A 25161-nucleotide genomic window follows, 5' to 3' on the forward strand; every position below is an offset into this window, starting at 1 on the left:
TCAATTTTCTTTTTTGAGAATTATTATCATTATTAGTCAAAATACATTCCTCCTCAGTTGTTGGTTTGCAAACTATGAATATAATTGTATCAAAGCCTAATATTAAAAGAAAGGTTTATTTATAATTATTATAAACTAATAATCATTATTAATAGGTACAGGTTATTATGTACTGTATATTCATCATAATTTGTTGCCAACTATTTGTCTAGAAATACGATTTAGATTAAGTATTATAGTAGAATGATGTATAATAATGATAGAAAAAGTTTCACGTAGAAAGGATATCAATATATGAGCACTATGAAAAAGTGGTTTATTTATGCTATAGTACTAAGCTGTTTATCAATAGTGTTAGTCGCATGCAGCACGAAAGAACAAAGCGCAACGCCAGAAAAAACACCTGAACCTTCTCCTGTCATTCTAGAACAAGAGGAAGTGATTGTGGCGGCTGTTGAAGATGAAGAGTTATATCAGAATGTCGTAAGTCAGCTGGAGCAGGCAGGTTTCACTGTAGGCGAACCCGCTGAAGCTGCGATTGATATGTTCAGAGCGGAAAGTGGCATGATCGTAACGATCAATGGGGATGCTTTACTTCCATTGCATCTCTATAAACTAGATCCATCTGACAAACGACTTGAAATAGTTGAAGAGACAGGAAATCTTCCTGTTTATATCGGCAGTAAGACAGAGCAGTTGGCCGTGATCAACGTAGATCACTTCATTATATATCTTCATAAAGGACATCCAGATTATGAGGAGATTGTGAAAGTAATAGATAACATCTGATAAAACGACTTGCTTCCTACTAAAGGGGAGTAGGTCGTTTTTTTTGTATTTTCAAAGAATGCCATACGGTATAAGGAGCCATAGATTTTACAAAAGCTCATAGTAACGGCTTAACTGCTCATAACTTTCGGCAACCGATCATAGTTCCTCCGCAATCGCTCAAAGGCACGTTACAATCGCTCATAGCTACTTCGCTCTATTATACTCGTCAACCGCTCATTTCCCCGACAATGAACGTCAATTGGCAAGTCCCCTTTACACCAGAAATCTCTGTCTACTACTTGTAAATCTAGTTAGAAATACCACTGAAACCCAGTCATACCGCACTCTTTTACGCGTTGTTACAAAGCCGCCATAACTTATAGACAATTTGGTCATAAGTTTGCAGATTTGTAACAGGAATATCGTACATAGTTCACGAACTATTTTTTGTTCTGCGTTATTCTAGGTAATAGAACCACAGTTCGAAAGGAGATTAACAAAAATGATGGAAGAAGTCTTATTAGCGAGAATTCAATTCGCATCTACTACATTGTTCCATTTTATTTTCGTCCCTTTGTCCATCGGCCTGGCGCTGATTATCGCGATCATGCAAACGATGTATCTAGTGAAGAAAGATGAAATTTACTTAAAAATGACGAAGTTCTGGAGTGTTTTCTTTCTAATTAACTTCGCGATTGGTGTAGTGACCGGAATCATTCAAGAGTTTCAATTTGGAATGAACTGGTCCGCCTATTCTAGATTTGTTGGAGATATTTTTGGTGCTCCACTTGCTGTAGAAGCTCTATTGGCATTTTTCTTAGAATCTACATTTATTGGAATTTGGATTTTCGGTTGGAATAAACTCCCGAAGAAATTACATTTAGCTTGTATTTGGTTAGTTTCTATCGGAACGGTCATGTCTGCATTCTGGATATTGGCAGCCAACTCGTTCATGCAAAATCCAACAGGCTATGTATTACAAAATGGCCGTGCGGAAATGAATGATGTGGTAGCTTTGCTGACCAATGAAAAGTTATGGGTCGCGTTCCCGCATACGATTTTCGGAAGTTTCGCTACGGGTGCTTTCTTTGTAGTTGGTGTCAGCGCGTGGTATTTGATCAAGAAACGTCATGTCGACTTCTTTAAAAAGTCTTTGGCGATTTCACTGGTCATCGGTATGTTATCAGGACTTGGAATTGCATTTACGGGTCACTCACAAGCTCAGTACTTGATGCATGCACAACCAATGAAGATGGCTGCTGCAGAAGCGCTATGGGAAGATAGTGGTGATCCGGCCGCATGGACATTATTCGCAAAGATTGATGTGGAAAATCGAGAGACAACTAAACGTATTGATATACCTTATATGTTGAGTTATTTAACATACAGTGAGTTTAAAGGGAAAGTGCAAGGTATGAACGCACTTGAACAACAAATGATTGATAAGCATGGGGAAGGGGAATATCTTCCACCTGTCAAAACGACATTCTGGAGCTTCCGTATAATGGTTGTCACAGGTGGTACATTACTTGGATTAGGCGCACTTGGTTTGTTGCTGATGTTCCGAAAGAAAATTGTAGAATCCGTTTGGTTCCTACGACTTCTAGTAGTGGGGATCTTCCTACCGTTTATTGGGAATTCATTTGGTTGGATTATGTCTGAAATGGGACGACAACCTTGGGTAGTAAACGGTTTAATGAAAACGGTTGACGGGATTTCACCCAATGTCTCAGCAGGCCAGATTCTGTTTTCACTTATTTCCTTTTCCACAATCTATACGATCCTCGGAATCATCATGGTCATATTGTTCGTGAAGTTCATCCAGCGAGGTCCGGATGAACAACCGGAAGAGGATGTATCGGCAACAGATCCGTTTGAAACAGGAGGTGCAGGACATGCCATTAAGTGATATTTGGTTTATATTAATCGCTGTCTTATTCATAGGATTTATCTTCCTAGAAGGATTCGATTTCGGTGTGGGAATGAGTACAAAGTTCCTGGCGCGTAATGATTTGGAAAAACGGGTCGTCATGAATACAATCGGACCCGTTTGGGATGCTAATGAAGTATGGCTCATTACAGCGGGTGGTGCGATGTTCGCTGCATTCCCACACTGGTATGCCACCGCTTTTAGTGGATTCTATTTACCATTCGTCGTCTTATTGCTAGCCTTCATCATACGAGGGGTGGCATTCGAGTTTCGTAATAAAGTTGATTCGAAAGCTTGGGTCAAGACGTGGGACTGGGCGGTATTCATCGGTAGCATCTTACCACCTTTCCTATTTGGGGTATTCTTCACGAGTTTAATTCGTGGATTACCAATTGATGGAGACATGAACATGTATGCGGGCTTTACCGATTTCGTAAATGTCTACACAGTGATTGGCGGCGTGACGTTTGTTTTGTTATCGTATCTGCATGGATTGCTGTTCATCGGTTTGAAAACGGTAGGCGATTTACGTGAGCGGGCAAATACAGCAGCGCGTAAAGTGTATGCATTAACGGGTGTGTTTCTAGTACTGTTTATGATCTTCACGCATTTGGAGACAGATGCTCTTACAGATCATGGGGCTATTCTAATCCCGCTGTATAGTCTGGCCATCGTATTATACGGATTACTGTTCTTCTTCTTGAAAACGAAACGAGAAGGACTAAGTTTTACGATGACTGGTTTAGTATTGATCATTATCATGGCAAGCTTTTTCATCGCGCTATTCCCGAATGTGATGATCAGTTCACTGGATCCTGCATTTAATATGTCGATTGCAGATGCGGCTTCAGGAGACTATTCATTGAAAATCATGACGATCGTAGCGTTTACTATGGTGCCAATCGTTTTGGCGTATACAATTTGGAGTTATTATGTGTTCCGTAAACGGTTGACAGGTGATAAGGAGCATCTAGAATACTAATGGATAAATACTTGCTTCAATACAAAGGAAGTAAACAAGTGATGGCATGGATTGGACTACTTACTGTAGTTCAGTCAATCGCCATTGTGGTTCAAGCGATTTATTTAGCAAAAGCCATCACACAATTGTTCCAAGGTGCAGACTGGAGTGAAGCGCTTCGGTCATTTATGATTTTTGTCGTAGCCAACAGTTTACGTCATGTGATTCAATGGGCAAAAGAGCGTATTTCGTATCGATTTGCCGATAGGACAGCAAAGGATTATGAGCAAAAATTACTGAAGAAAATCTTTGATCTTGGCCCTCAAGTAGTTGGGAAATATGGTTCGGGACATTTGGTGACACTCGGTTTGGAAGGTGTCCCGAAGTTCAGAAAGTATTTAGAATTGCTTATACCACGGACATTAGCGATGGCTATAGTTCCGTTCGTCATTGTAGTCTATATCTTTACCCTCGATATTATGTCCGCTGTGACGCTCATTATAGTGTTACCAATTCTTATCATATTTCTGATTCTTATCGGACTCGTTTCTAAGAAGAAAATTGATGAACAGATGGATACGTACCGTTTACTATCTCGGCACTTTGTCGATTCATTACGGGGAATTGTAACACTGAAATACTTGGGGCGTAGCCGAGCGCATGAGCAATCCATTGCTATAGTCAGTAACAAGTATCGTATTGCAACGAATCGATCTTTGCGCTATGCGTTTCTGTCTTCGTTTTCATTGGATTTCTTTGCCAGTCTTTCGGTTGCGGTAGTGGCGGTTGAACTTGGACTTCGATTGATTAATGGACAGATTCTTCTTGAACCGTCACTTATTATTTTGATTCTAGCGCCAGAATTTTTCTCGCCTGTTAGAGAATTAGGAAATGACTTTCACGCGACAGCCGACGGCAAAGACGCAAGCTTACAAATACACAGTATCTTAGAAGAGAAAACAGTTCTGCCACCAGTCATAGATTCGCCGATTGCTACTTGGAACGATGAGTCGAAGTTGGAATTACGCAATGTCGAAGTTAAAATCGATGAACAGATTATTTTTGAAGGTTTAGATTTGGAGTTAAAAGGGTTCACAAAAGTAGGCGTCATTGGCCATTCAGGTGCAGGGAAATCGACACTAGTTGATGTCTTGTCAGGTTTCACGCTACCTACTGACGGAAGTTGCGTACTGGACGGACAAGAATTGCCGCACCTAGCCACATTGGAGTGGCAAAAACAAATTGCCTATATTCCACAACATCCTACGATTTTTCCGGATACTGTAATCGGAAATATTCGCTTTTATGAACCGGATGCTACATTGCAGGAAGTACAAGACGCCGCGGAGCGTGTAGGTCTAGATCGATTGATCGCAACATTTCCTGCTGGTTATGAAGAACGGATCGGGGCGGGTGGGAGAGTGCTGAGCGGTGGGGAAGAGCAGCGGATTGCGCTAGCTCGTTCGTTACTACAACGTCGTCAAATTTTATTATTCGATGAGCCGACCGCGCATTTAGATATTGAAACAGAGCAGGAATTAAAGCAAATGATTTTACCGCTTCTTGAAGATAAACTCGTAGTGTTTGCTACCCATCGGATTCATTGGATGAAGGAAATGGATACCATCGTAGTCCTTGAAAACGGTAAAGTGGTAGAGTCGGGCGCCCATGAACAATTAATAAAACAAGACGGAGCTTACTGTCGTTTACTTGAAGCGCGTGGAAGGGGGTATGCTATATGAACTTGTACCGACAACATATACTTCCTTACGCCCGTAAATATAATAAAACGATACTATCTACTATACTGCTCGGAACACTGACTATTCTTTCAGCTGCGATGTTGACTTTCACATCAGGATATTTAATATCTCGTACATCGGAAAGACCTGAAACGATCTTACTCGTGTATATTCCGATCGTGGCAGTCCGCACATTTGGTATTTCGCGTGCGGCCTTACGATATGTAGAGCGTCTGCTCGGACACAATGCCGTATTGAAAATTATTGCCGATATGCGCGTGCAGTTATATCACGTTCTGGAGCCGCAAGCATTATTTATTCGTTCGCGTTTTCAAACAGGCGATCTACTTGGTGCGTTAGCGGATGATATTGAACATTTACAGGATGTGTATATCCGTACGTTGTTTCCTACCGTCATCGGATTATTCCTATTCAGTTTCTCTGTGATTGTACTAGCTGTCTATGATTGGAAATTTGCGCTTATTATGGCTGTGTTATTAGCGATCGTGACGTTTGTTTATCCTATGCTTTCACTGTATATGATGAAGAAAAATCAGCTACAGTCGAAAAAACTTCACAGTCAATTATATAACACGATGACAGAAGGTATTTTTGGTTTGCGGGATTGGATCATCAGCGGTAGGAAAGAACAATTTCTTGCTTCGTTTAGTGAAGAAAGTCATGCAAGTCATGCTATTGATAAAAAATTAGTCTATTGGCAACAATCGCGTACAATGCAATTGCAAATTTACTCTGGTTTACTGGTCTTAATCGTTGGTATTTGGGCAGGACAACAAGCAGCAGCCGGTTCGTTGGCACCCACGTATATCGCTGCATTTACATTGGTTACGTTGCCTATTTTAGAAGGGTTGATTCCCGTGTCATTTGCGATTGAGCGTTTACCTGCTTATGAAGCTTCATTGCAGAGAGTCGACACTATACATCAGCAAAATACTTTAGAGGAACAAATTCCAATGGAGCTAGGTAATGTAGATCAAGTGTCTATAGACCTCGACAATGTGAGTTATCGTTATGAAAGTCAAAAAGAAAATGCAGTACAAAATATTACACTCACGATTCAACCAGGAGAAAAAGTTGCGGTACTTGGTAAGAGCGGCGCCGGAAAGTCTACTCTAATACAGCTATTACTAGGTACCGTTCAGCCGACAACTGGACACGTACATGTCAATGGACAATCTTCTTCACTCTATGGAGATTCCATATATGAAATCATGAGCGTCTTAAATCAGAAGCCATATCTTTTCGCCACCACAGTTCAAAACAATATAAAACTTGGAGATGCATCCGCTACGTTAGAAGATGTACAGCGGGTGGCTGAACAAGTCGGTTTATACGAGTATTTACAAACACTTCCTGAAGGCCTGAAAACACAAATGGAAGAAACGGGACAACGTTTCTCGGGCGGTGAACGTCAACGAATTGCACTGGCGCGGATTTTATTGAAACAAACGCCTATCGTCATTTTAGATGAGCCTACAGTTAGTTTGGATCCCGTAACTGAACACTCTCTTGTAGAAACACTTCATCAGTCATTAGAACATAAAACGGTTGTATGGATCACACATCATTTAATAGGCATGGAGAAAATGGATCGTATTATTTTCATGGATAATGGTGAAATCATCATGAATGGGACACATCAAGAATTATTGGCTACGAATGAAAGATATCGTCAGCTATATGTGTTGGATCAAGGTATATAAAGAATTGCATGAAAAACGACGATGTCATTTCGGCTAAGAAATGACATCGTCGTTTTAGTTTCTAAACATAGTGCGGATGTGGCACTACGTCTAGAAACTATGTTTTGTGTTTTCATCTCCCGGTCATTTAGAAAAAAGGTAAATGAATGAAATAGCCGAGTAACAAGCAAACTGTTGTCGAGACAATCACACCGGGTGTGGCAAACAATACATAGTGGTGAATACTCATACCACTCATCCCTGAAATATAGCAGATTAAATGGCGCATGCCTGGAACAAAGTATCCGAATGTCACCGTCCAGGAGCCGTAGGTCATAAACCATCGCTCAATCTTGTGCATACGATGTGGTGTAAGGAATAAATGTTTTCCAAAACGTTGAATCAATGGTTTACCAAGTTTTCTACCGATCAAGTATGTGAACAGGGATCCGACCATTACACCGGATAGTGTGAAAATTATTGTGAATAGAAATTGGAATGTTCCCGCTGAAGTTAAATAACCAGCGAATGCTACAAGCAATTCATCGGGCACAGGAAGCCCGAAAATACCAAGGGACAAAAAGAAAAATATCGACAGATAACCATACTGCACTACATATTCTTGAAGATGTTCCATCAGAAAACCTCATCTACTTAATATTGCCACTCTCCGATCCTATCACCAACTTGAACTTCTGTAAAAGGCATTTCTTCTGGTCGGAATGCCTCATGGTGTTCGATAAATAAAATAACGGTGGACCCAAATGCAAAATGACCAAAATTTTGCCCTTTTACACAAGTAGTTTCAGAATTGGCAATGCGGATACTGTTTACATTTAAGGCGCCCACCTTGACTATTGCAATATGTCCGAAATCAGTCGAGAGTTCCGAAATAACTCTATGGTTGGAAGAAAATACATCGTCACGCATGCGAATTCCTAGATCATTAACAGGATACGAGGTAGAACCTAATGCATAGCGATTCACAAGTGTTCCGGAAATAGGATAATGGAAATGATGGTAATGTCTCGGTGAAAGATAGAATAGATAATAATAGCCATTCATATAGCGTGCGGCTTTTTCCGAATCGCCAAGCAATGCATGTAGACTGTATGTTTTATCTTTTACATTAAATTGTTGGTGTGGATCGATGTTGCCTGAATCACTTAATACACCGTCGACTGGCGAGATTAAGTTCATTGGATTGCTATCGATCGGTCTTTTGCCCGCCTGTAATGAGCGGGTGAAAAAGTCATTGAGACTAGTATATTGCTCTATTGGGTATTCTGCTTCGTCTACTTGAATATGGTAGAATGATGCAAAGGGCTTAATTAGCGGCTTGCTAATTCGAGAAGTTGTCAATTTTTTTAGTAACGCCGAACTAACTGGTGAACCTGTTAGTTCTACAAATGATTTAAAAATACGTGTTTTCATCTTTTCTTCCTTTCATTAAAAGCTTATACTAAAGAAGTATACGAGGAGGTCGTAACTTGTTTTCATTCAGATATTTTGATTATACTAAACTAAAATTACAATTGGCGAATATCATCACACTTTTTAATTTAAGTTTAGGGATTATAGCGATATTACTTGTGCTTCAAGGCCATGCACATATGAGTCTAATGTTCATATTCTTCGCTGCATTATTTGATCGGTTCGACGGTATGGTTGCTAGGCATTATCATGCAGAGTCGGCATTTGGGAAAGAACTCGATTCACTTAGCGATTTAGTTTCATTTGGTGTAGCACCTGCTATTCTACTCTATGATACAGCGTTGACTGATACGATGTGGATTGGTTTGTCCGCTGTGATTTTTTATATTTTAGCAGGCGCTGTCCGTTTAGCCCGTTATAACGTAGAAGAGTTTGATGGTTCCTATTATGGCCTGCCTATAACAGCAGCGGGTGTTTTACTTACATTAAGTTACTTTGTCGTCCCTTATTTGATTGCACCTTACCTTGTGATTTATATGTGCATACTCGCATGGCTGATGGTCAGTCGTATTCGTATAGCGAAAGTGTAAAAAGTGTCTTACAGAGAATTTTTCTGTAAGGCTCTTTTCATTGTAGGAAGCTATCACTGACCTAGAAATTCTGTTATGCTTAAGAAAAACTAGAAGGAGTGGTCGGCATGTCAGGACCTGCATTAAGACAGCTTCATTCACATAAAGCGATTCATGAAGGTGGACTATCTGGTGCCATAATGAAAACAGATGAATTAATAGAATATGTAGAACAAGGTGAAACGGAAATGGTTCAGCAAGCCTGTGATCATTTACTGGATTATTGGAAGACGCGTGTCATCAGTCATGCAGATGCCGAAGAAGAAGGTTTTTATAAAAAAATAATGGAAGAAAAGCCCGAACTGGAGCGAGATATTATCCAGCTTACACGCGACCATGATTTGATGCGAATTCTCGTTGCAGACATCGAGTCGTTACGTGAGGAAGATCCAACTGTGACGCCTGAAATCCTTCAAAAATTTAACGGCTTGATCGTAGTGAATGAGCTACATAGTCGAGAAGAAGAGCGCTTATTGTTTCAATCATAAAAACTAATAATGAGGGAGGTGGTAGCGATCATTCAAAATCCGTTAGATATATTGGATAAATATTTTGGTTATTCAGCATTTCGGGAAGGGCAACAACGAGTGATTGAACAAGTATTACAAGGTGATGACTCACTTTGCGTAATGCCGACAGGTGGCGGTAAGTCTGTCTGCTATCAAGTACCGGCATTGGCAATGGAAGGAACGGTTCTTGTCATTTCACCGTTGATCTCCTTGATGAAGGACCAAGTCGATGCATTGCATCAGTTGGGTATACCAGCGGCGTATATTAACAGTACATTATCGTCAGAGGAATATTTTGGCACGATGGATAACGCACTCGAAGGAAAGTATAAGCTGTTGTACGTAGCACCTGAGCGATTGGATTCCGAATCCTTTCTCAATCAATTGCAAAAAATGACGATTCCGCTGATTGCGATCGATGAAGCCCATTGTATTTCGCAATGGGGACATGATTTCCGTCCAAGCTACCGTAATATACACCGAGTTTTTGATTATTTACGTAATCGACCGATTATTCTTGCATTGACTGCAACAGCTACGCCTGAAGTACAGGATGATATATGCCAGCAATTACATATACCTCCTGTTAGCCGTGTTGTAACTGGTTTTGAGCGGAGTAATCTACTATTTTCGGTAGTAAAAGGTCAAAATCGGGATCAATTCGTTAAAGAGTACACACAGAAAAATAAAAATGAATCAGGTATCATTTATGCTGCAACGAGAAAAGCGGTCGAGCAAGTATATTTGTTACTTGAGAAAAGTGGTATTCCGGTTGCTAAATATCATGCAGGATTACCCGACTATGAACGTCAACATCAACAAGATCGTTTCATCATGGAAGACGCACGCGTGATGGTCGCGACGAACGCGTTTGGTATGGGGATTGATAAATCGAATATACGCTACGTCATTCATTATCAAATGCCGAAGAATATGGAAAGTTATTATCAGGAAGCTGGGAGAGCGGGGCGTGACGGGCTCGACAGCGATTGTTATTTGTTATTCTCTTCGCAAGATGTCTTAACGCAACGCTTCCTCATCGAACAATCTCCAGATCCTTCCCGTGTATCAAATGAAATCAAAAAGATGCAAGTGATGGTTGATTACTGCCATACGGAAGGCTGTCTGCAAAAACACATTATCAAGTATTTTGGCGAAGAGGATGTCGAAGAATGTGGTCGTTGCGGTAACTGCACTGACACGCGTGAACAGTTTGATGTAACTGTCGATACACAAAAAGTACTTTCCTGTGTTATTCGTATGGGGCAACGTTTCGGTAAGACGATGGTTGCGCAAGTACTTACAGGATCCAGAAACAAAAAGTTGAAAGAATTGAACTTCGATGAGCTATCGACATATGGATTGATGAAAGGGCGCAATGCTAAAGACGTAGCGGATTTCATTGAATTTTTGATTTCAAAGAATTATTTACAAGTGGAAAGTGGACCCTATCCGACTATTTTCGTCAGCGAAGACGGGAAAGATGTGTTGTTAGGAAAAGTAAAAGTCTGGCGTAAAGGCGAGATGGTAACAACTGTCGTCGCAACAGATGATCCGTTATTCAATGAACTACGGGCGGTGCGCTTAAAACTAGCACAGGAAGCTGGTGTCCCGCCTTTCGTTATTTTCTCGGACAAGACATTACGGGATATGGTAACTAAAATGCCTGCCACTAATGAAGAGTTATTGTCTGTACAAGGGGTAGGCGAAACGAAGCTTGAACGTTATGGGGAAGTGTTCCTCGAGATTATTAATTCGTTCTCTACACAGCAAGCGTGAAAACAGGAGATGTCCGGAAAGTCGTGTAGCAACGACTTCTTGTGGCATCTCCTTTTCATTCCCAATCACTTATTCATACGCACTACATGTAGGAACTTGAACCATACAAAAAAGGTATGTCCGTTAACGTCTTTTGACCTCGATGGACATACTCTTTTACATATAATTTATTGGGGAATTCGATATTAGTTTGTAGGTTGGATATCTTTTCGCAGACCGATGAATGTAAAAATGGCCGCGATAAGCAAAATTGCACTTGCAAGCATAAAAGCATGATGGAAATCTAAATCTAATATACCGATAGTACCAGACCCCACTACAACGCCAAAGGAGAAGAATGCGTAGAAGAATCCGTACGCTTTCCCTCTTGTTTCAGGTTCTGTGGAATCAATTAGCAACGAGTTGATAGAAGGAAACAGGAATGCGAACCCAGTTCCATAGACAACCATTGCCAACATCATCCACGATAGTTCGTCAACTTGCGATAAGAATAACATACTGCCACTCATCAATAGCAAGCCGATTGCCAATGTGACCATCGGACGGGCGATATCAAAAATACGGTTGATCGGTAAAACAAAAATCAACACAGCAACTAGACCGAACACACTCAACAGCATTCCGGTCATTTTTGCATCAAAGTGAAGGTGTTCTACTTTTAGTGGAAGCACTAATGCCAATACGCCTTGTGAGAACATTAAGAAGAACGCGCCAAGGAATGCCCGGACGATACCAGGGTGGCGGAAAAAAGCTAACGGCTTTACCGCTTTTTGTTTCGCTGACTTCACTTTTCTTACGTATGTAAAGGAACGTAAAAATAGTATAGCGCCAATCGTCAATAGAATCATAAAGGCGCCATTGATGGCCATAATGGTCGCGACGCTTGTCTTAACGGAAACAATTCCACTATATGCAGGTCCGAAAATGGCCGCGAGCCCGACAAATGCACCCGATATTGCAGCATTTCTTCCACGCTTGGAACGTTCGGAGCCATTAGCGAGAAACGTGAAGGCGGCAGGAATGATCAAGCCTTCCGTCAAGCCGTGTAAAAATCGAATGCCAATTAGTGAAACAGAACCAGAAATCAATCCATATGAGAACAACGACAAAGCCGACGTGAACAAACCAAGTAATAGAATATAAAATGGTCCTCTGCGATCTGTCAAAATACCTGAAATGATATTACCGAAAACATTCGCAAACGAGTAAATACCAACAGATAATCCGACGATGAAAGCGGAAACGCCAAGACCTGTAGCAAACGGACTAATGACCGGCAACTGTGAAAATAAATCAAAAAACGAGAAGAACACAATTAGATAGACAAAAAAACGCATAAAAGATCCTCACTTTACAAAGAATTGACCTACTATCTATTTTACCATGAAACATTTCGAATTGAACCGAACTGCTCAAAAGATAAATATTCGCAATCTATCACCCTTAAAGGTAAAATGAGAAACGTAAACAGAATGAAAAAGGGGATGAATGATCTTGACGAAAGAAATTCGAGTAGGAATCGCTGGTTACGGTAATTTGGGGCGTGGAGTAGAGTCAGCCATTAGTCAAAATAAAGATATGACATTAGTTGGTGTATTCACACGCAGAGAGCCGAAAGACGTACAATTACTCTCGGAGCAAGTAGCGGTCTATAAGCTGGATGAAATTGAATCTTTTAAAGAAGATATTGATGTATTGATTTTATGCGGTGGATCTAAAAATGACTTGCCTGAACAAGGGCCAGCACTTGCGAAACACTTTACAACAGTAGATAGCTTTGACACGCATGCAAAGATTCCCGAGTACTTCGCGGCTGTTGATGAAGCAGCTAATGAAGCAGGGACGACAGCAATCATTTCTGTTGGGTGGGACCCGGGTTTATTTTCAATCAATCGCTTAATGGGAGAATCCATTTTGCCTGAAGGGGAAACCTATACATTCTGGGGTAAAGGATTAAGCCAAGGTCACTCCGATGCAGTGCGCCGTGTTGATGGTGTCAAAGCAGGCGTTCAGTACACTTTACCCGCGGAGGATGCTATCAATCGTGTGCGTAACGGTGAGCATCCTGAGCTTTCAACTAAAGATAAACATACACGTGAATGTTATGTCGTTCTTGAAGAAGGAGCAAGTGAAGATCAAGTTCGTGAAACGATTGTCACCATGCCTGACTACTTTGCAGACTACGATACAATGGTTCATTTTATTACGGAAGAAGAACTTCGTATTGATCATGCAAAGATGCCGCATGGTGGTTTCGTCATTCGAAGCGGCAATACAGGTAAACACACGGATCAAGTCATTGAGTTTTCACTCAAACTAGACAGTAATCCCGAATTTACGTCAAGTGTCTTAGTCGCATATGCGAGAGCAGCTTATAAATTGCAGCAAAAAGGCGAGACTGGGGCGAAGACAGTCTATGACATCGCACCAGGATTGTTATCACCTAAATCACCTGCAGCTATTCGTAAAGAACTGTTGTAAGACCGGAGCCATTACGTTTGGATATAGAATGAGGAGGCAGAATGTTTTATGAAACTAGATGAAACGTTAGAGATGCTAAAAGATTTAACGGATGCACGAGGAATCCCTGGCAATGAGCGCGAAGCGCGTGACGTCATGACGAAACACATCAAACCCTATGCAGATGAAATAGATCATGACGGACTAGGTTCACTGATCGCTAGCAAAGAAGGCGATGCAAACGGACCGAAAATTATGATTGCGGGACACTTGGATGAAGTAGGCTTTATGTTGACGCGAATCGATGACAAAGGCTTCATTTACTTTCAGACAGTAGGTGGATGGTGGTCACAAGTCATGTTGGCACAACGTGTTTCCATCGTTACACGTTCTGGCGAGACGATTACAGGAGTGATTGGTTCAAAGCCGCCACATATTTTGCCTCCCGAAGCTCGTAAGAAACCTGTCGATATTAAGGACATGTTCATTGATGTAGGCGCAGAGTCAAAAGAAGAAGTTCTATCATGGGGCGTTCTTCCGGGCGACATGATTGTGCCGTACTTCGAATTCACGGTCATGAAAAACGAAAATTACTTACTTGCAAAAGCATGGGATAATCGTATTGGCTGCGCCATCGCTATTGAAGTGATGAAGCAGCTAAAAGATGAAAAGCACCCGAATCGTTTGTATAGTGTAGGTGCTATTCAAGAAGAAGTTGGTTTGCGTGGAGCCAAAACAGCGACGAATAAAATTCAACCGGATATCGGTTTCGCAGTAGACGTAGGAATTGCTGGGGATACACCAGGTATTACAGCAAAAGAATCTGTTGGTACAATGGGTGAAGGTCCGCAGATCTTGTTGTATGACGCTTCGATGGTATCCCATAGAGGATTACGCAATTTCGTGGTCGATACAGCAGAAGAGCTGAATATTCCGTATCAATTTGCGACAATGGCCGGTGGTGGAACGGATGGCGGATCAATCCACTTAAGCGGAACAGGAATCCCTACGTTGGCTATATGCATTCCGACTCGCTACATCCATAGTCATGCGGCCATGCTTCACCGTAAAGATTTTGAGAATACAGTTAAACTGTTAGTTGAAATTGTTAAACGCCTTGATGCAAATACAGTGAAAAACATCACATTTGAATAATTTATACACTCACACAGCGGTGCCCAAAAAGCATCGCTGTTTTTAATGAAATACTATGAAAATTTATAAAGATTCATTTGACTTCATAAATATACAATTGTATACTAGTTTATACATACTTCAAATGGATGGTAGGGGATCAACAAATGGTAAAAACAAATCAAACAACAACAAGCATAGATAAGGATAGCTTAAAAGGACGCGACTTTTTAACACTACTCGATTATTCCAGTGAGGAAATCGCGTATCTCATACAACTGGCATATGACATGAAGCAAGATACATTGGCTGGTAAAACACCGGACATTTTAGCAGGTAAAACATTAGGTATGATTTTTGAGAAGAACTCTACTCGTACACGTATTTCATTCGAAGTAGGCATGATTCAATTGGGTGGACATGGTCTATTCATGAATGCACGAGATTTACAGATTGGACGTGGAGAATCGGTTTCAGATACAGGTAAAGTATTATCCGAATTTTTAGATGGTGTGATGATTCGTGCAAAATCTCATAAAATGGTCGAGGAATTGGCAGAACATACTTCAGTTCCCGTCATTAACGGTTTAACTGATCTATTTCACCCGTGCCAAGCAATGGCGGATTTACTGACTATCAAGGAAGTAAAAGGTGATTTGAAAGGCTTAAAACTTTCCTATATTGGAGACGGCAACAATGTGGCGCATTCATTAGTGATTGCGGGTGCGCATATGGGTATGCATGTGTCTGTGGCGACACCTAAAGGTTATGAATACCACTCAGGTTTACTTGAAAAAGCGAAGAAAATTGCTGAGTCAAATGGTGGAAGCGTGACGTCGACGTACGATCCGATTGAATCCTCCACAGATGCAGATGCAATTTATACGGATGTTTGGACAAGTATGGGGCAGGAAGAAGAAGCGGCGAAGCGTCTAGTCGATTTCAAAGATTTCCAAATCAATGATCAATTGGTCAGTCATGCGAAAAAAGATTATGTGTTCTTGCATTGTCTACCAGCACACCGTGAAGAAGAGGTATCGACTTCCGTAATCGATGGTTCTAACTCGTATGTATTCCAGCAAGCAGGAAATCGTCTGCATGCACAAAAAGCGATCCTCGCATCTTTATTATAATAAATCATTCAACTGCTTTCCTGTGAATTCGGAAAGCAGTTTTTTTATGTTTTGCACTCTTTCATTTGATATACTGAATGGAATCGAAATGGGGGAGGAAACTAGTTGATTACGTATTTACTTGTATTTCTTGCGGGTGCAACTCCGGGGTTTGAAGTATTAGTGGCGGTTCCTTTGGGGATTTTACGTGGTATGTCTCTGCCGGCTGCTATTGTGATTGGCTTTGCAGGGAATGCTTTAACTATAACGCTTGAAATTTTGGTTTTTCAGAAATTAAAAAACTGGTGGGATAGCAAAAAGAAAACCGATGTAAAACCTCCGTCAAAGCGTACAGCTCGTGCAGAGAAAATTTGGCAGCGCTACGGTGTTCCAGGTCTAGCATTGCTAGGTCCAATTCTGATTGGCTCCCATTTGGCAGCGTTCTTGGCACTTGCTCTAGGCTCTTCCAAATCAAAGACTGCTAGTTGGTTGCTAATTAGCCTTGCTATATGGTCAATCGTATTCGGTGCACTAACCGTTCTTGGTGTGGATGCATTCTTTTGGACGCGTCAAAAATTGGTGTAAACTACATTCTACCGATTTGCGTAGACAGAATAGTCAGTCAATGTATATACTATATTTAGAAAGTAACAGTAGTGAATATTCATAGAGTTAGTTGTTTGCGCGTAGAGTACATCCTAGGAATCATTCCATCTGCGCATCGATTTCATTGAAATGATAGTACATGCTTTGGATCGTGTTAAACGGATCGATAACTTGATTTCTGACGAAAGAGGAGCGGATGAATATGATGCAAACACCATTGATTCTATCTACATTTATCACACGTGCAGAACGTTTTTTTCCAAACAAAATGATTATTTCACGAACTGGTGAACAGAGTATACAGCGTTTTACGTATCGTGAATGGGCAAAGAGAACACGTAAACTGTCAAATGCACTGACACAGTTAGGAATGGAGCATGGAACAAAAGTCGGTACGTTCGCTTGGAACCATCACCGTCATCTAGAAGCGTATTTCGCAGTGCCTTGTACGGGTGCAATCTTGCATATGATTAATATACGACTATCGCCTGAGCATATTATGTATATTATCAATCACGCGGAAGACGAAATTTTGCTAGTGGATGAAGAATTTTTCCCTCATCTTGAAAAAATGGCACCCATGCTGAAGACGGTAAAACATTTTGTAGTCATGGGCGATAGTAAAGATATTCCCGAGACTACGTTAGAAAATGTCCATTCTTACGAAGCGTTAGTGGAAAACGCCTCAGATGAATATGAATACCCGGAAGATTTGGATGAGAATACTCCAGCAGGCTTATGCTATACATCTGCTACTACGGGGCAACCGAAAGGAGTTATTTATACACATCGTGGATTGGTGTTGCATAGCTACGCACTCGGACTGGCGGATTCTATGGCACTGTGTGAACGCGATATTGCAATGTCTGTTGTGCCGATGTTCCATGCTAATGCATGGGGAGTGCCATTTGCCGCAGTTTTCTTTGGGACAACCCAAGTTTTACCGGGGCCAGGATTTAATCCGACAGTCTTACTCGACTTGATTGAAAGTGAAAAAGTGACCATTACGGCCGGTGTTCCGACGATTTGGCTAGCTGTATTAAGAGTGCTTGAGCAAAAACCACGTGATATTTCATCGTTACGTGTCATTGTGTGTGGCGGATCTGCGTCTCCTAAAGGCTTAATTAAGACATTTGAAGAAAAATACAAAATACCATTTGTCATCGGCTATGGCATGACGGAAACCTCACCGCTTGTCAGTTTATCTGTGCTAACTTCTTCTATGGATAATTTGACAATAGATGAGAGAATTGATATTCGTTCTTTGCAAGGCTTGGTCATGCCGGGGCTGGATATTCGTGTAGTCAATGAAGACGGAGAAGTACCGTGGGACGGCCAGACGATGGGTGAGTTGATCGTCAGAGGTCCATGGATTGCAAGTGAATATTATAAAGATGAGCGTACCGAAGAAGCGTTTAAAGATGGTTGGCTGTATACGGGAGATATTGCGGTGATGACAGAGGACGGCTATCTGAAGTTGACGGATCGTACGAAGGATCTGATCAAGAGTGGTGGAGAATGGATTTCTTCTGTTGATTTGGAGAATGCATTGATGTCACATCATGATGTGTATGAGGCTGCAGTGATTGCGGTTCCGCATGAGAAGTGGATGGAGCGTCCGCTAGCTTGTGTAGTGTTGAATGAGAATGTGGCGGAGAGTGACGCGAAAGTGCAAGAGTTGAAGGATTCGCTGAAGGGGCAGTTTGCGAGTTGGTGGATTCCGGATGAGGTTTTGTTTGTCAAGGAGATTCCTAAGACGTCTGTCGGGAAGTTTTTGAAGGCTGCTTTGCGTGATCAGTTGAAGGATCACTATACGAAGAAGTAAAGACACGCGCGTGCACCGTTTCCCTGCGTTCCAAGCGGACGCGTTCGGGAGGGCCCGCGGTTAGCCAACTAGGTCGCATGCTCTCTTTAGTTGTCTAACCTGTCGGGCTGATCCTCCCCGAGTCGCTGCCTTACACTTCGGTCCACTAACATATTTTTCTGAAAGGTGTGACTATAAAAAATATAGTTCAAAAGATAAACCCTTCACACTTTAATCAATGTGAAGGGTTTATCTCTTCTTTACTGGTCTTTTATTGTGCTTGGGCGAATGCTTGAGATAGTTCATTAGTGATTTCTGTTTTTTCTTTTTCATCGGAACGTTTCCATAGTTGCTCGAAAAACACACCTAATCCCGGCAATAAATGTTCTTCGCCTCGTTGGATGGCATCGTCGATCACGCTTCGTACGTCAGTGGAGCTATTGTTTGTCATGTTTGCTGAAATTGCATCGCGTATTTGGAAATTCATATTCTTCAGCCTCCTTTATTCTCATCTTTTCCACAAAAGTCGCTAAATATACGCTGGTTTGATACACTAAAAAGAAAAAAGGATGTTCAGCCTCTTGAATAAACGAATTGAATCAACTCAGAACTCATTAGTGAAACATTGGAAGAAACTGGTTACGACTAGAAAGGAACGAGATCAGACGAAAGAGTTCCTTGTGGAAGGTGTCCATCTTGTCGAAGAAGCCATTAAACAGCCAGATGTAGTTCTTCAATTACTTGTACGCGAGGATATTGAAATTCCGGCACATTGGACAGCGCCAATTATTGAACTGACAGCTGCAGTTGCTAAGGAGATTTCCGAAACAGAGCAGACACAAGGTGTTTTTGCCTATTGTAGACAGCCTCAATATGAAGAAACAGATCAACATCAGTGGAAGCGGGTGTTGTTAATTGATGCTGTACAAGATCCAGGAAATATCGGCACAATGATTCGTACTGCAGACGCGGCAGGTTTGGATGCGGTCATTTTAGGTAAAGGATGTGCAGATCCATTCAATCCGAAAACGGTTCGTTCTGCGCAAGGTTCTCATTTCCATATTCCAGTAGTACGCGAAGAGTTGTCCGTTTGGATCGATCGTTTGAAAAGCCATCATGTCCCGATTATCGGTACAGGTTTGCAGCAAGCTGTTTCCCTCGATGAACTGCAAACACACACCTCATTTGCACTACTTGTAGGAAATGAAGGAAGTGGCGTTGATAGCGAATTACTATCTCAGGCCGATCATGTAGTGAAAATTCCGTTATACGGCCAAGCTGAATCACTGAATGTGGCAGTTGCAACAGGTATCTTGCTGTACACGCTTCGTCAGCCATGACATCTCTATTGAAGGCGTAATCGATTTACGGTATACTAGAAGTCGAATCAAAGAAAATAGCAATGACCGGGAAAAGTAAATGGGTAGATGCGTTATCAGGGATTTCACACCTTGACTGAAAGTGTGAAAAACGATGCTCCATTGAAGTTCACCCCGCGAGCTGCACGCTTGGACCAGACATGTAAAGGCGTGCCGGCATAGGACCGTTATTCCAATTCAAGTGATTTTGCATCGTTTTTTGATGCAAACTAATCAGGGTGGTACCGCGAAATCGACCTCGTCCCTTTTATAGGGGCGAGTTTTTTGTTTTCCGGAAGTTTGGCTAGACAATACTACCGAAATAGAGAGAGGAGCAAGTACACATGAAAGAACAGTTGCATGAACTGAAAGAACAAGTAATACTGAAAATCAAAGAATCCAATACTGTCAAAGATTTGAACGATGTGCGCGTAGCGTATCTAGGTAAAAAAGGACCGATTACTGACCTGTTAAAAGGGATGGGTAAACTGCCTGCTGAAGAACGCCCAAAGATGGGTGCGCTAGTCAACGAAATCCGTGAAAGTGTAACAGAAATTCTTGAGGAACGGAAAGAAACCCTTGAACAGCAAGCGATCCAGGAGCAATTGGAAAATGAATCAATTGATGTCACATTACCAGGCCGTCCAGTAGAACTAGGTAATCATCACCCTTTAACACGTGTAGTAGAGGAAATTGAAGACTTTTTCATTAGTATGGGCTATGAAATCGCAGAAGGTCCCGAAGTGGAAAAAGATTATTACAACTTTGAAGCGTTGAATTTGCCAAAAGGTCACCCAGCCCGTGATATGCAAGATTCTTTCTATATTACAGAGGACATTTTATTGCGCACACACACTTCTCCTGTTCAAGCTCGTACGATGGAAGCGAAAGATGGGGCCGCAATCAAAATCATTTGTCCAGGTAAAGTATACCGCCGAGACTCAGATGATGCGACGCATTCTCATCAATTCACACAGATTGAAGGACTTGTTGTAGGTGAAAACATCCGCATGAGCGACTTGAAAGGCACGCTTGATTTATTGGCAAAGAAATTATTTGGTGCTGAGCGTGAAATTCGTTTGCGTCCAAGCTTCTTCCCATTCACTGAGCCTTCAGTTGAAATGGATATTTCTTGTTTTAAGTGTGGTGGAACAGGCTGTAACGTTTGTAAGAAAACAGGCTGGATCGAAATTTTAGGAGCGGGAATGGTTCATCCAAACGTTTTAGAAATGGCCGGCTATAACCCGGAAGAAGTTACAGGATTTGCATTCGGCATGGGCCCGGAAAGAATTGCGATGTTAAAATACGGAGTGGAAGATATTCGTCATTTCTATACAAATGACATTCGGTTTATTTCACAATTCCACCGTTCAGAGGCATAAGGAGGAATATTGATGTTAGTATCAACAAATTGGTTAAGTAATTATGTAGATTGGAACGAACTGTCTGTAGAAGAACTGGCAGAAAAAATTACTCGTGCTGGTATTGAAGTAGACGGCATCATAGATCGTTCATTCGGTATGGATAATATCGTCATTGGATACGTGAATAACTGTGTAAAACATCCTGAAGCGGATAAATTACATATATGTCAAGTCGATGTAGGTGGAGAAATTTCGCAAATTATTTGTGGAGCTCCAAATATCGCAGAGGGGCAACATGTCATTGTCGCACGTCCAGGGGCTATCTTGCCTGGCGGAATGAAAATCAAGAAAGCGAAACTTCGTGGTGAAGAATCCAACGGTATGATTTGTTCACTGCAAGAACTCGGTATAGAAGGGAAATTAGTTCCAAAAGCGTATGCTGAAGGAATCTATGTGTTACCGAATGACGTCCGTGCTGGAGATAGCGCATTGACGCATCTTGGTTTGTACGATCGTATTTTAGAATTTGATTTAACGCCAAACCGTTCTGATGCATTGAGTATGCTTGGTGTTGCGTATGAAGTAGGAGCGATTTTATCTAAAGATATTAAACTGCCGGAAATTTCTTATTCAGCGTCTGCAGAAAAAGCTCAAAGCGTTTTGAAACTTTCCGTAGAAGCAACTGAAGACAATCCCATGTACGTAGCAAAAGTAGTGAAGAACGTGAAAGTTGCGGAATCACCTCAGTGGTTGCAAAACACGTTAATGTCAGCGGGTATTCGACCGCATAATAACGTGGTGGATATCACGAACTATGTATTGATGGAATACGGACAGCCTCTACACGCATTTGACTATGACCGTCTTGAAACGAAAGAGATCGTCGTGCGTCATGCTCGTGAAGGTGAAAAAATGGTGACGCTTGATCAAGTGGAGCGTACATTGAATGACCAGCAACTAGTAATAACGAATGGTAAAGAGCCGGTCGCGCTTGCGGGTGTAATGGGCGGTGCGAATTCAGAAGTGCGCGAAGGTACCACAACGGTCGTTATCGAATCCGCTTATTTTGCACCAAGTTCTGTTCGACAAACATCCAAAGAAGTGGGCTTGCGCAGTGATGCAAGCACACGTTTTGAAAAAGGCGTTGACCCGAATCGTGTAGCAGAAGCAGCAGAACGAGCGGCACAAATGATGGCGGAACTTGCAGGTGGAGAAGTTCTTGAAGGATCCGTTACCTTTGACGAACTCGACAAAACACCCCAAAGAATCATTCTTTCGCCGGACTACGTGAATAATCGTCTAGGTATGAAGATTGCTATGGATGAAATGAAAACGATTATGGATCGTTTGCAGATCCCGACGGACTTAATCAATGGCCAACTCGTGATGGATATTCCGACACGACGTCAAGATTTGAAAATCAAAGAAGATATGATTGAAGAAATCGCGCGCCTATATGGTTATGATGAAATACCGAAAACATTACCGATCGTGGAAAGTACACCAGGCGGATTGACACCGTATCAGGCGAAGCGTCGCATTGTTCGCAGATACCTTGAAGCGGCAGGTCTATCGCAAGCTTTGACGTATTCATTGGCTTCACCAAAAGATGCGCAAGCTTTCGCGTTGGAGACCGCTCCTGTGACGAAATTGCTTATGCCGATGAGTGAAGAGCGCAGTATTCTTCGCCAAAGCATCATTCCGCACCTTCTTGATGCAACAACATATAACGTAGCTCGTCGAAATGAGTCGATTGCACTTTACGAAACAGGATCTGTTTTTCTTGGTATCGAAGAGGATGGTTTACCGAAAGAAGTGGAACATGTTGCAGCAGCCTTGACTGGCAAATGGGTTCACCATGCATGGCAAGGCGAAACGAAGAAAGTCGACTTCTTTGTTATGAAGGGAATTGTAGAAGGATTGTTTGAGCAGTTAGGTTTGCATGAACGACTGCAGTTTACAAAAGCGACAGTGGATCAAATGCACCCAGGTCGTACAGCGACAGTATGGTTAGACGATCAGTCAGTGGGTATTATCGGTCAAGTACACCCAACCGTTCAAAAACAACGTGACTTGCAGGAAACGTATGTCATGGAAATGAACTTGCAGGCTATTATGCAAACTGCAATAGAAGAGCTGTTGTATGAAGCTGTTCCACGCTATCCTTCCATCTCCCGTGATATTGCCTTAGTTGTCGATCGAGACACAACTGCAGCGAACTTGGAGAAAATAATCCAGCAAGCAGGCGGTAAATTACTGAAGAAGGTTCAGCTGTTTGATTTATATGAAGGGAAGAACGTAGATGAAGGAACAAAATCCGTGGCGTTCTCTCTGACATACTTCGATCCTGAACGTACGTTGACGGATGAAGACGTCGTTAAGGCGCACAGTAAAGTACTGGATGCGTTAACTGTACAAGCAAACGCACAACTTCGATCATAAAAAATAAGCAGGCTACCTATCAGTTTTCTGACAGGTAGCCTACTTTATTTCACCGCAATCATATTATTTTTTATATGCGAGATTCAATGCCTTTTGTGTATTGGCGAAATGTACTTTCGTGATGCTGTGTAGGAATGGTTCTCCTTTTTTACGGATGATTTGACAAGCTATTTGATCAACTTTGGGTCCAGCCCCTTTAGGTAATGTGACACCAGCTTTTGTACTTAATTGATCCATTGCTTCAAGGAATGCGACTCGTGCCAGTATAGAGGCAATAGCTACTGAGACGTGGAGGTTTTCAGCTTTTGTCGAGAAAAATACTTTGTCTCGAATAATAGAAGATTCATCTTTTAAATAATTATAGTAAACACGTCGTTCCGCGAACTGATCAATAAGAATATGTTCTGGTAAAACAGGATGCATCTGATCCAGTACTTGCTGAAGTGCTTGGTTATGAAGAATAGCTTTGATCTTACCTTGCGACCATCCTCTACTTTGGATTTCATTATATTTGATAGTATCGAGTGTCAGTACGGAGTAAGTTACAACTCGTTTCAAATCCTCCGCGATGTGTTGCATATACGCATCTGTAAGTTGTTTGGAATCTTTTACGCCTAGTTCTTTTACCAATTCAATTTGGTCACTACGAACAAAACAAGCAGCTACAGTAACCGGACCGAAGAAATCGCCTGTACCTGTCTCATCTGAGCCGAGAACGGATAGCGATGCAAAATTTGCAGGTAATGTATCTCCTTTTGCTCCAGATGGTGTCACTTTCGTTACAGTCCCCCAGCGTGCAGCTTCTCTGTCTGCACCTGCACCTTGAAACAACACTTTTCCGGACCGGTAAGCAGTAATGGACGTATCGGCAATCTTAGCTGCAAAAATGACACCTGGTGCATTACGGGTAACTTTATTTGTTTCATAGAAGCGAAGTACTTTCGGTATTTCTTTTTCAGACAGGACAATGACCTGATTACTCATTTATTTATCCACCTCTCGGAATAATCTATTCCTTAGTATACCTGAAATTAGAGTCCCTTATGAAAGATCATGTCTGAATTTCGAACCTCGTGTCAATAAGAGGCGTAATTGATTCACAAGTAATTGATTTTCATGGTATGATTATGTGAGGGTTTTTAGGGGGAGGGCATAAAATGGCGGACAATAAAAAAGCAAGAGTGACAGTTGAAATCTACGGACAAACATATACGGTTGTTGGTACGGAACCTTCTTCACATGTGCGTTATGTAGCCTCGCTCGTTGACGAAAAAATGCGCGAAATCAGTAAGCATAATCGACATCTCGACAGTAAAAGGATTGCTGTCCTGACGGCGGTAAATAATGTGCATGAATTTCTAAAATTACAAGAAAGAGTAAAAGAATTAGAAGATGAAGTGAAAAAAATGAAGGGTTGAGGTTC

22 protein-coding genes and 1 other annotated feature are annotated in these 25161 nt (G+C 41.6%); of the genes, 17 read left to right on the top strand and 5 right to left on the bottom strand.

The window, feature by feature from the left end; all coding sequences use genetic code 11:
- Positions 1-294 precede the first annotated feature (294 nt).
- From CSV67_RS00575 to cydC, 5 genes are all read left to right on the top strand, one after another.
- A complete protein-coding gene (locus CSV67_RS00575; RefSeq protein ID WP_099629693.1) occupies positions 295-789 on the top strand; it encodes a hypothetical protein in 495 nt (164 codons plus the stop codon).
- 487 nt (positions 790-1276) lie between these two features.
- Positions 1277-2680 carry a cytochrome ubiquinol oxidase subunit I gene (locus tag CSV67_RS00580; protein ID WP_099630005.1) on the top strand — a complete coding sequence of 468 codons (1404 nt, stop codon included), beginning with the start codon at positions 1277-1279 and terminating at the stop codon, positions 2678-2680.
- Complete coding sequence (gene cydB / locus CSV67_RS00585; RefSeq protein ID WP_099629694.1) at positions 2667-3683, top strand: cytochrome d ubiquinol oxidase subunit II; 1017 nt, start codon at positions 2667-2669, stop codon at positions 3681-3683. The genes CSV67_RS00580 and cydB overlap by 14 nt, the downstream gene beginning before the upstream one ends.
- Positions 3683-5404, top strand: a complete 1722-nt coding sequence (gene cydD / locus CSV67_RS00590; protein ID WP_099629695.1) for a thiol reductant ABC exporter subunit CydD — start codon at positions 3683-3685, stop codon at positions 5402-5404. The genes cydB and cydD overlap by 1 nt, the downstream gene beginning before the upstream one ends.
- Positions 5401-7128 carry a thiol reductant ABC exporter subunit CydC gene (gene cydC, locus CSV67_RS00595; RefSeq protein WP_099629696.1) on the top strand — a complete coding sequence of 576 codons (1728 nt, stop codon included), beginning with the start codon at positions 5401-5403 and terminating at the stop codon, positions 7126-7128. Before cydD ends, cydC begins: the two co-directional genes overlap by 4 nt.
- Before the next feature lie 127 nt (positions 7129-7255).
- On the opposite strand, the gene CSV67_RS00600 is transcribed toward cydC, so the two are convergent.
- Positions 7256-7744, bottom strand: a complete 489-nt coding sequence (locus CSV67_RS00600; protein ID WP_099629697.1) for a DedA family protein — start codon at positions 7742-7744, stop codon at positions 7256-7258.
- Positions 7745-7761: 17 nt separating this feature from the next.
- Positions 7762-8541 (bottom strand): archaetidylserine decarboxylase, encoded by a 780-nt coding sequence (gene asd, locus CSV67_RS00605; protein WP_099629698.1) that lies wholly within the window; start codon positions 8539-8541, stop codon positions 7762-7764.
- Positions 8542-8597: 56 nt separating this feature from the next.
- Here asd and pssA point away from each other — a divergent pair, with 56 nt between their 5' ends.
- From pssA to recQ, 3 genes are all read left to right on the top strand, one after another.
- Complete coding sequence (gene pssA, locus CSV67_RS00610) at positions 8598-9131, top strand: CDP-diacylglycerol--serine O-phosphatidyltransferase (RefSeq protein ID WP_099629699.1); 534 nt, start codon at positions 8598-8600, stop codon at positions 9129-9131.
- A 107-nt stretch (positions 9132-9238) separates the two neighbouring features.
- Positions 9239-9658 carry a hemerythrin domain-containing protein gene (locus CSV67_RS00615; RefSeq protein WP_099629700.1) on the top strand — a complete coding sequence of 140 codons (420 nt, stop codon included), beginning with the start codon at positions 9239-9241 and terminating at the stop codon, positions 9656-9658.
- Positions 9659-9667: 9 nt separating this feature from the next.
- Positions 9668-11458: a DNA helicase RecQ gene (gene recQ, locus CSV67_RS00620; protein ID WP_099629701.1), complete on the top strand. Its 1791-nt coding sequence runs from the start codon at positions 9668-9670 to the stop codon at positions 11456-11458.
- Between the two features lie 185 nt (positions 11459-11643).
- Here recQ and CSV67_RS00625 read toward each other — a convergent pair whose 3' ends face one another.
- Positions 11644-12795 carry an MFS transporter gene (locus CSV67_RS00625; protein ID WP_099629702.1) on the bottom strand — a complete coding sequence of 384 codons (1152 nt, stop codon included), beginning with the start codon at positions 12793-12795 and terminating at the stop codon, positions 11644-11646.
- 151 nt (positions 12796-12946) lie between these two features.
- On the opposite strand from CSV67_RS00625, the gene CSV67_RS00630 reads away from it, so the two are divergent.
- From CSV67_RS00630 to CSV67_RS00650, 5 genes are all read left to right on the top strand, one after another.
- Positions 12947-13939, top strand: coding sequence for a diaminopimelate dehydrogenase (locus CSV67_RS00630; protein WP_199173099.1), 993 nt, complete (start codon positions 12947-12949; stop codon positions 13937-13939).
- A 48-nt stretch (positions 13940-13987) separates the two neighbouring features.
- Complete coding sequence (locus CSV67_RS00635; RefSeq protein WP_099629704.1) at positions 13988-15073, top strand: M42 family metallopeptidase; 1086 nt, start codon at positions 13988-13990, stop codon at positions 15071-15073.
- A 146-nt stretch (positions 15074-15219) separates the two neighbouring features.
- A complete protein-coding gene (argF, locus tag CSV67_RS00640; RefSeq protein ID WP_233189561.1) occupies positions 15220-16185 on the top strand; it encodes an ornithine carbamoyltransferase in 966 nt (321 codons plus the stop codon).
- Between the two features lie 105 nt (positions 16186-16290).
- A complete protein-coding gene (locus CSV67_RS00645; protein ID WP_099629706.1) occupies positions 16291-16749 on the top strand; it encodes a small multi-drug export protein in 459 nt (152 codons plus the stop codon).
- Between the two features lie 223 nt (positions 16750-16972).
- Positions 16973-18595, top strand: a complete 1623-nt coding sequence (locus tag CSV67_RS00650; RefSeq protein ID WP_099629707.1) for a long-chain fatty acid--CoA ligase — start codon at positions 16973-16975, stop codon at positions 18593-18595.
- Positions 18596-18845: 250 nt separating this feature from the next.
- On the opposite strand, the gene sspI is transcribed toward CSV67_RS00650, so the two are convergent.
- On the bottom strand, positions 18846-19061 hold the full coding sequence (sspI, locus tag CSV67_RS00655) for a small acid-soluble spore protein SspI (RefSeq protein WP_099629708.1): 216 nt from the start codon (positions 19059-19061) through the stop codon (positions 18846-18848).
- Positions 19062-19143: 82 nt separating this feature from the next.
- On the opposite strand from sspI, the gene CSV67_RS00660 reads away from it, so the two are divergent.
- From CSV67_RS00660 to pheT, 3 genes are all read left to right on the top strand, one after another.
- Positions 19144-19914, top strand: coding sequence for a TrmH family RNA methyltransferase (locus CSV67_RS00660; RefSeq protein ID WP_099629709.1), 771 nt, complete (start codon positions 19144-19146; stop codon positions 19912-19914).
- A 53-nt stretch (positions 19915-19967) separates the two neighbouring features.
- Positions 19968-20202, top strand: a binding site (T-box leader).
- Positions 20203-20276: 74 nt separating this feature from the next.
- Entirely contained in the window at positions 20277-21314 is a 1038-nt protein-coding gene (gene pheS / locus CSV67_RS00665) for a phenylalanine--tRNA ligase subunit alpha (protein WP_099629710.1), read from the top strand.
- A 12-nt stretch (positions 21315-21326) separates the two neighbouring features.
- Complete coding sequence (pheT, locus tag CSV67_RS00670) at positions 21327-23738, top strand: phenylalanine--tRNA ligase subunit beta (RefSeq protein ID WP_099629711.1); 2412 nt, start codon at positions 21327-21329, stop codon at positions 23736-23738.
- 63 nt (positions 23739-23801) lie between these two features.
- Here pheT and rnhC read toward each other — a convergent pair whose 3' ends face one another.
- Entirely contained in the window at positions 23802-24722 is a 921-nt protein-coding gene (gene rnhC, locus CSV67_RS00675; protein WP_099629712.1) for a ribonuclease HIII, read from the bottom strand.
- 173 nt (positions 24723-24895) lie between these two features.
- Here rnhC and zapA point away from each other — a divergent pair, with 173 nt between their 5' ends.
- Positions 24896-25156 carry a cell division protein ZapA gene (zapA, locus tag CSV67_RS00680; RefSeq protein ID WP_099629713.1) on the top strand — a complete coding sequence of 87 codons (261 nt, stop codon included), beginning with the start codon at positions 24896-24898 and terminating at the stop codon, positions 25154-25156.
- The last annotated feature ends 5 nt before the right edge of the window (positions 25157-25161 follow it).

It is taken from the genome of Sporosarcina sp. P2 (genome assembly GCF_002743255.1).
Taxonomy (GTDB): Bacteria; Bacillota; Bacilli; order Bacillales_A; family Planococcaceae; genus Sporosarcina.

Excerpts from the sequence above, each read along its gene's own strand:
- cydD (WP_099629695.1), top strand. The coding sequence starts at position 3,683 with ATGGATAAATACTTGCTTCAATACAAAGGAAGTAAACAAGTGATGGCA.
- CSV67_RS00580 (WP_099630005.1), top strand. The coding sequence starts at position 1,277 with ATGGAAGAAGTCTTATTAGCGAGAATTCAATTCGCATCTACTACATTG.
- CSV67_RS00575 (WP_099629693.1), top strand. The coding sequence starts at position 295 with ATGAGCACTATGAAAAAGTGGTTTATTTATGCTATAGTACTAAGCTGT.
- zapA (WP_099629713.1), top strand. The coding sequence starts at position 24,896 with ATGGCGGACAATAAAAAAGCAAGAGTGACAGTTGAAATCTACGGACAA.
- CSV67_RS00615 (WP_099629700.1), top strand. The coding sequence starts at position 9,239 with ATGTCAGGACCTGCATTAAGACAGCTTCATTCACATAAAGCGATTCAT.
- CSV67_RS00660 (WP_099629709.1), top strand. The coding sequence starts at position 19,144 with ATGTTCAGCCTCTTGAATAAACGAATTGAATCAACTCAGAACTCATTA.
- argF (WP_233189561.1), top strand. The coding sequence starts at position 15,220 with ATGGTAAAAACAAATCAAACAACAACAAGCATAGATAAGGATAGCTTA.
- CSV67_RS00650 (WP_099629707.1), top strand. The coding sequence starts at position 16,973 with ATGATGCAAACACCATTGATTCTATCTACATTTATCACACGTGCAGAA.
- cydB (WP_099629694.1), top strand. The coding sequence starts at position 2,667 with ATGCCATTAAGTGATATTTGGTTTATATTAATCGCTGTCTTATTCATA.
- CSV67_RS00625 (WP_099629702.1), bottom strand. The coding sequence starts at position 12,795 with ATGCGTTTTTTTGTCTATCTAATTGTGTTCTTCTCGTTTTTTGATTTA.
- rnhC (WP_099629712.1), bottom strand. The coding sequence starts at position 24,722 with ATGAGTAATCAGGTCATTGTCCTGTCTGAAAAAGAAATACCGAAAGTA.
- pheS (WP_099629710.1), top strand. The coding sequence starts at position 20,277 with ATGAAAGAACAGTTGCATGAACTGAAAGAACAAGTAATACTGAAAATC.
- sspI (WP_099629708.1), bottom strand. The coding sequence starts at position 19,061 with ATGAATTTCCAAATACGCGATGCAATTTCAGCAAACATGACAAACAAT.
- CSV67_RS00600 (WP_099629697.1), bottom strand. The coding sequence starts at position 7,744 with ATGGAACATCTTCAAGAATATGTAGTGCAGTATGGTTATCTGTCGATA.
- recQ (WP_099629701.1), top strand. The coding sequence starts at position 9,668 with ATGAGGGAGGTGGTAGCGATCATTCAAAATCCGTTAGATATATTGGAT.
- cydC (WP_099629696.1), top strand. The coding sequence starts at position 5,401 with ATGAACTTGTACCGACAACATATACTTCCTTACGCCCGTAAATATAAT.
- CSV67_RS00635 (WP_099629704.1), top strand. The coding sequence starts at position 13,988 with ATGAAACTAGATGAAACGTTAGAGATGCTAAAAGATTTAACGGATGCA.
- asd (WP_099629698.1), bottom strand. The coding sequence starts at position 8,541 with ATGAAAACACGTATTTTTAAATCATTTGTAGAACTAACAGGTTCACCA.
- CSV67_RS00630 (WP_199173099.1), top strand. The coding sequence starts at position 12,947 with ATGATCTTGACGAAAGAAATTCGAGTAGGAATCGCTGGTTACGGTAAT.
- pheT (WP_099629711.1), top strand. The coding sequence starts at position 21,327 with ATGTTAGTATCAACAAATTGGTTAAGTAATTATGTAGATTGGAACGAA.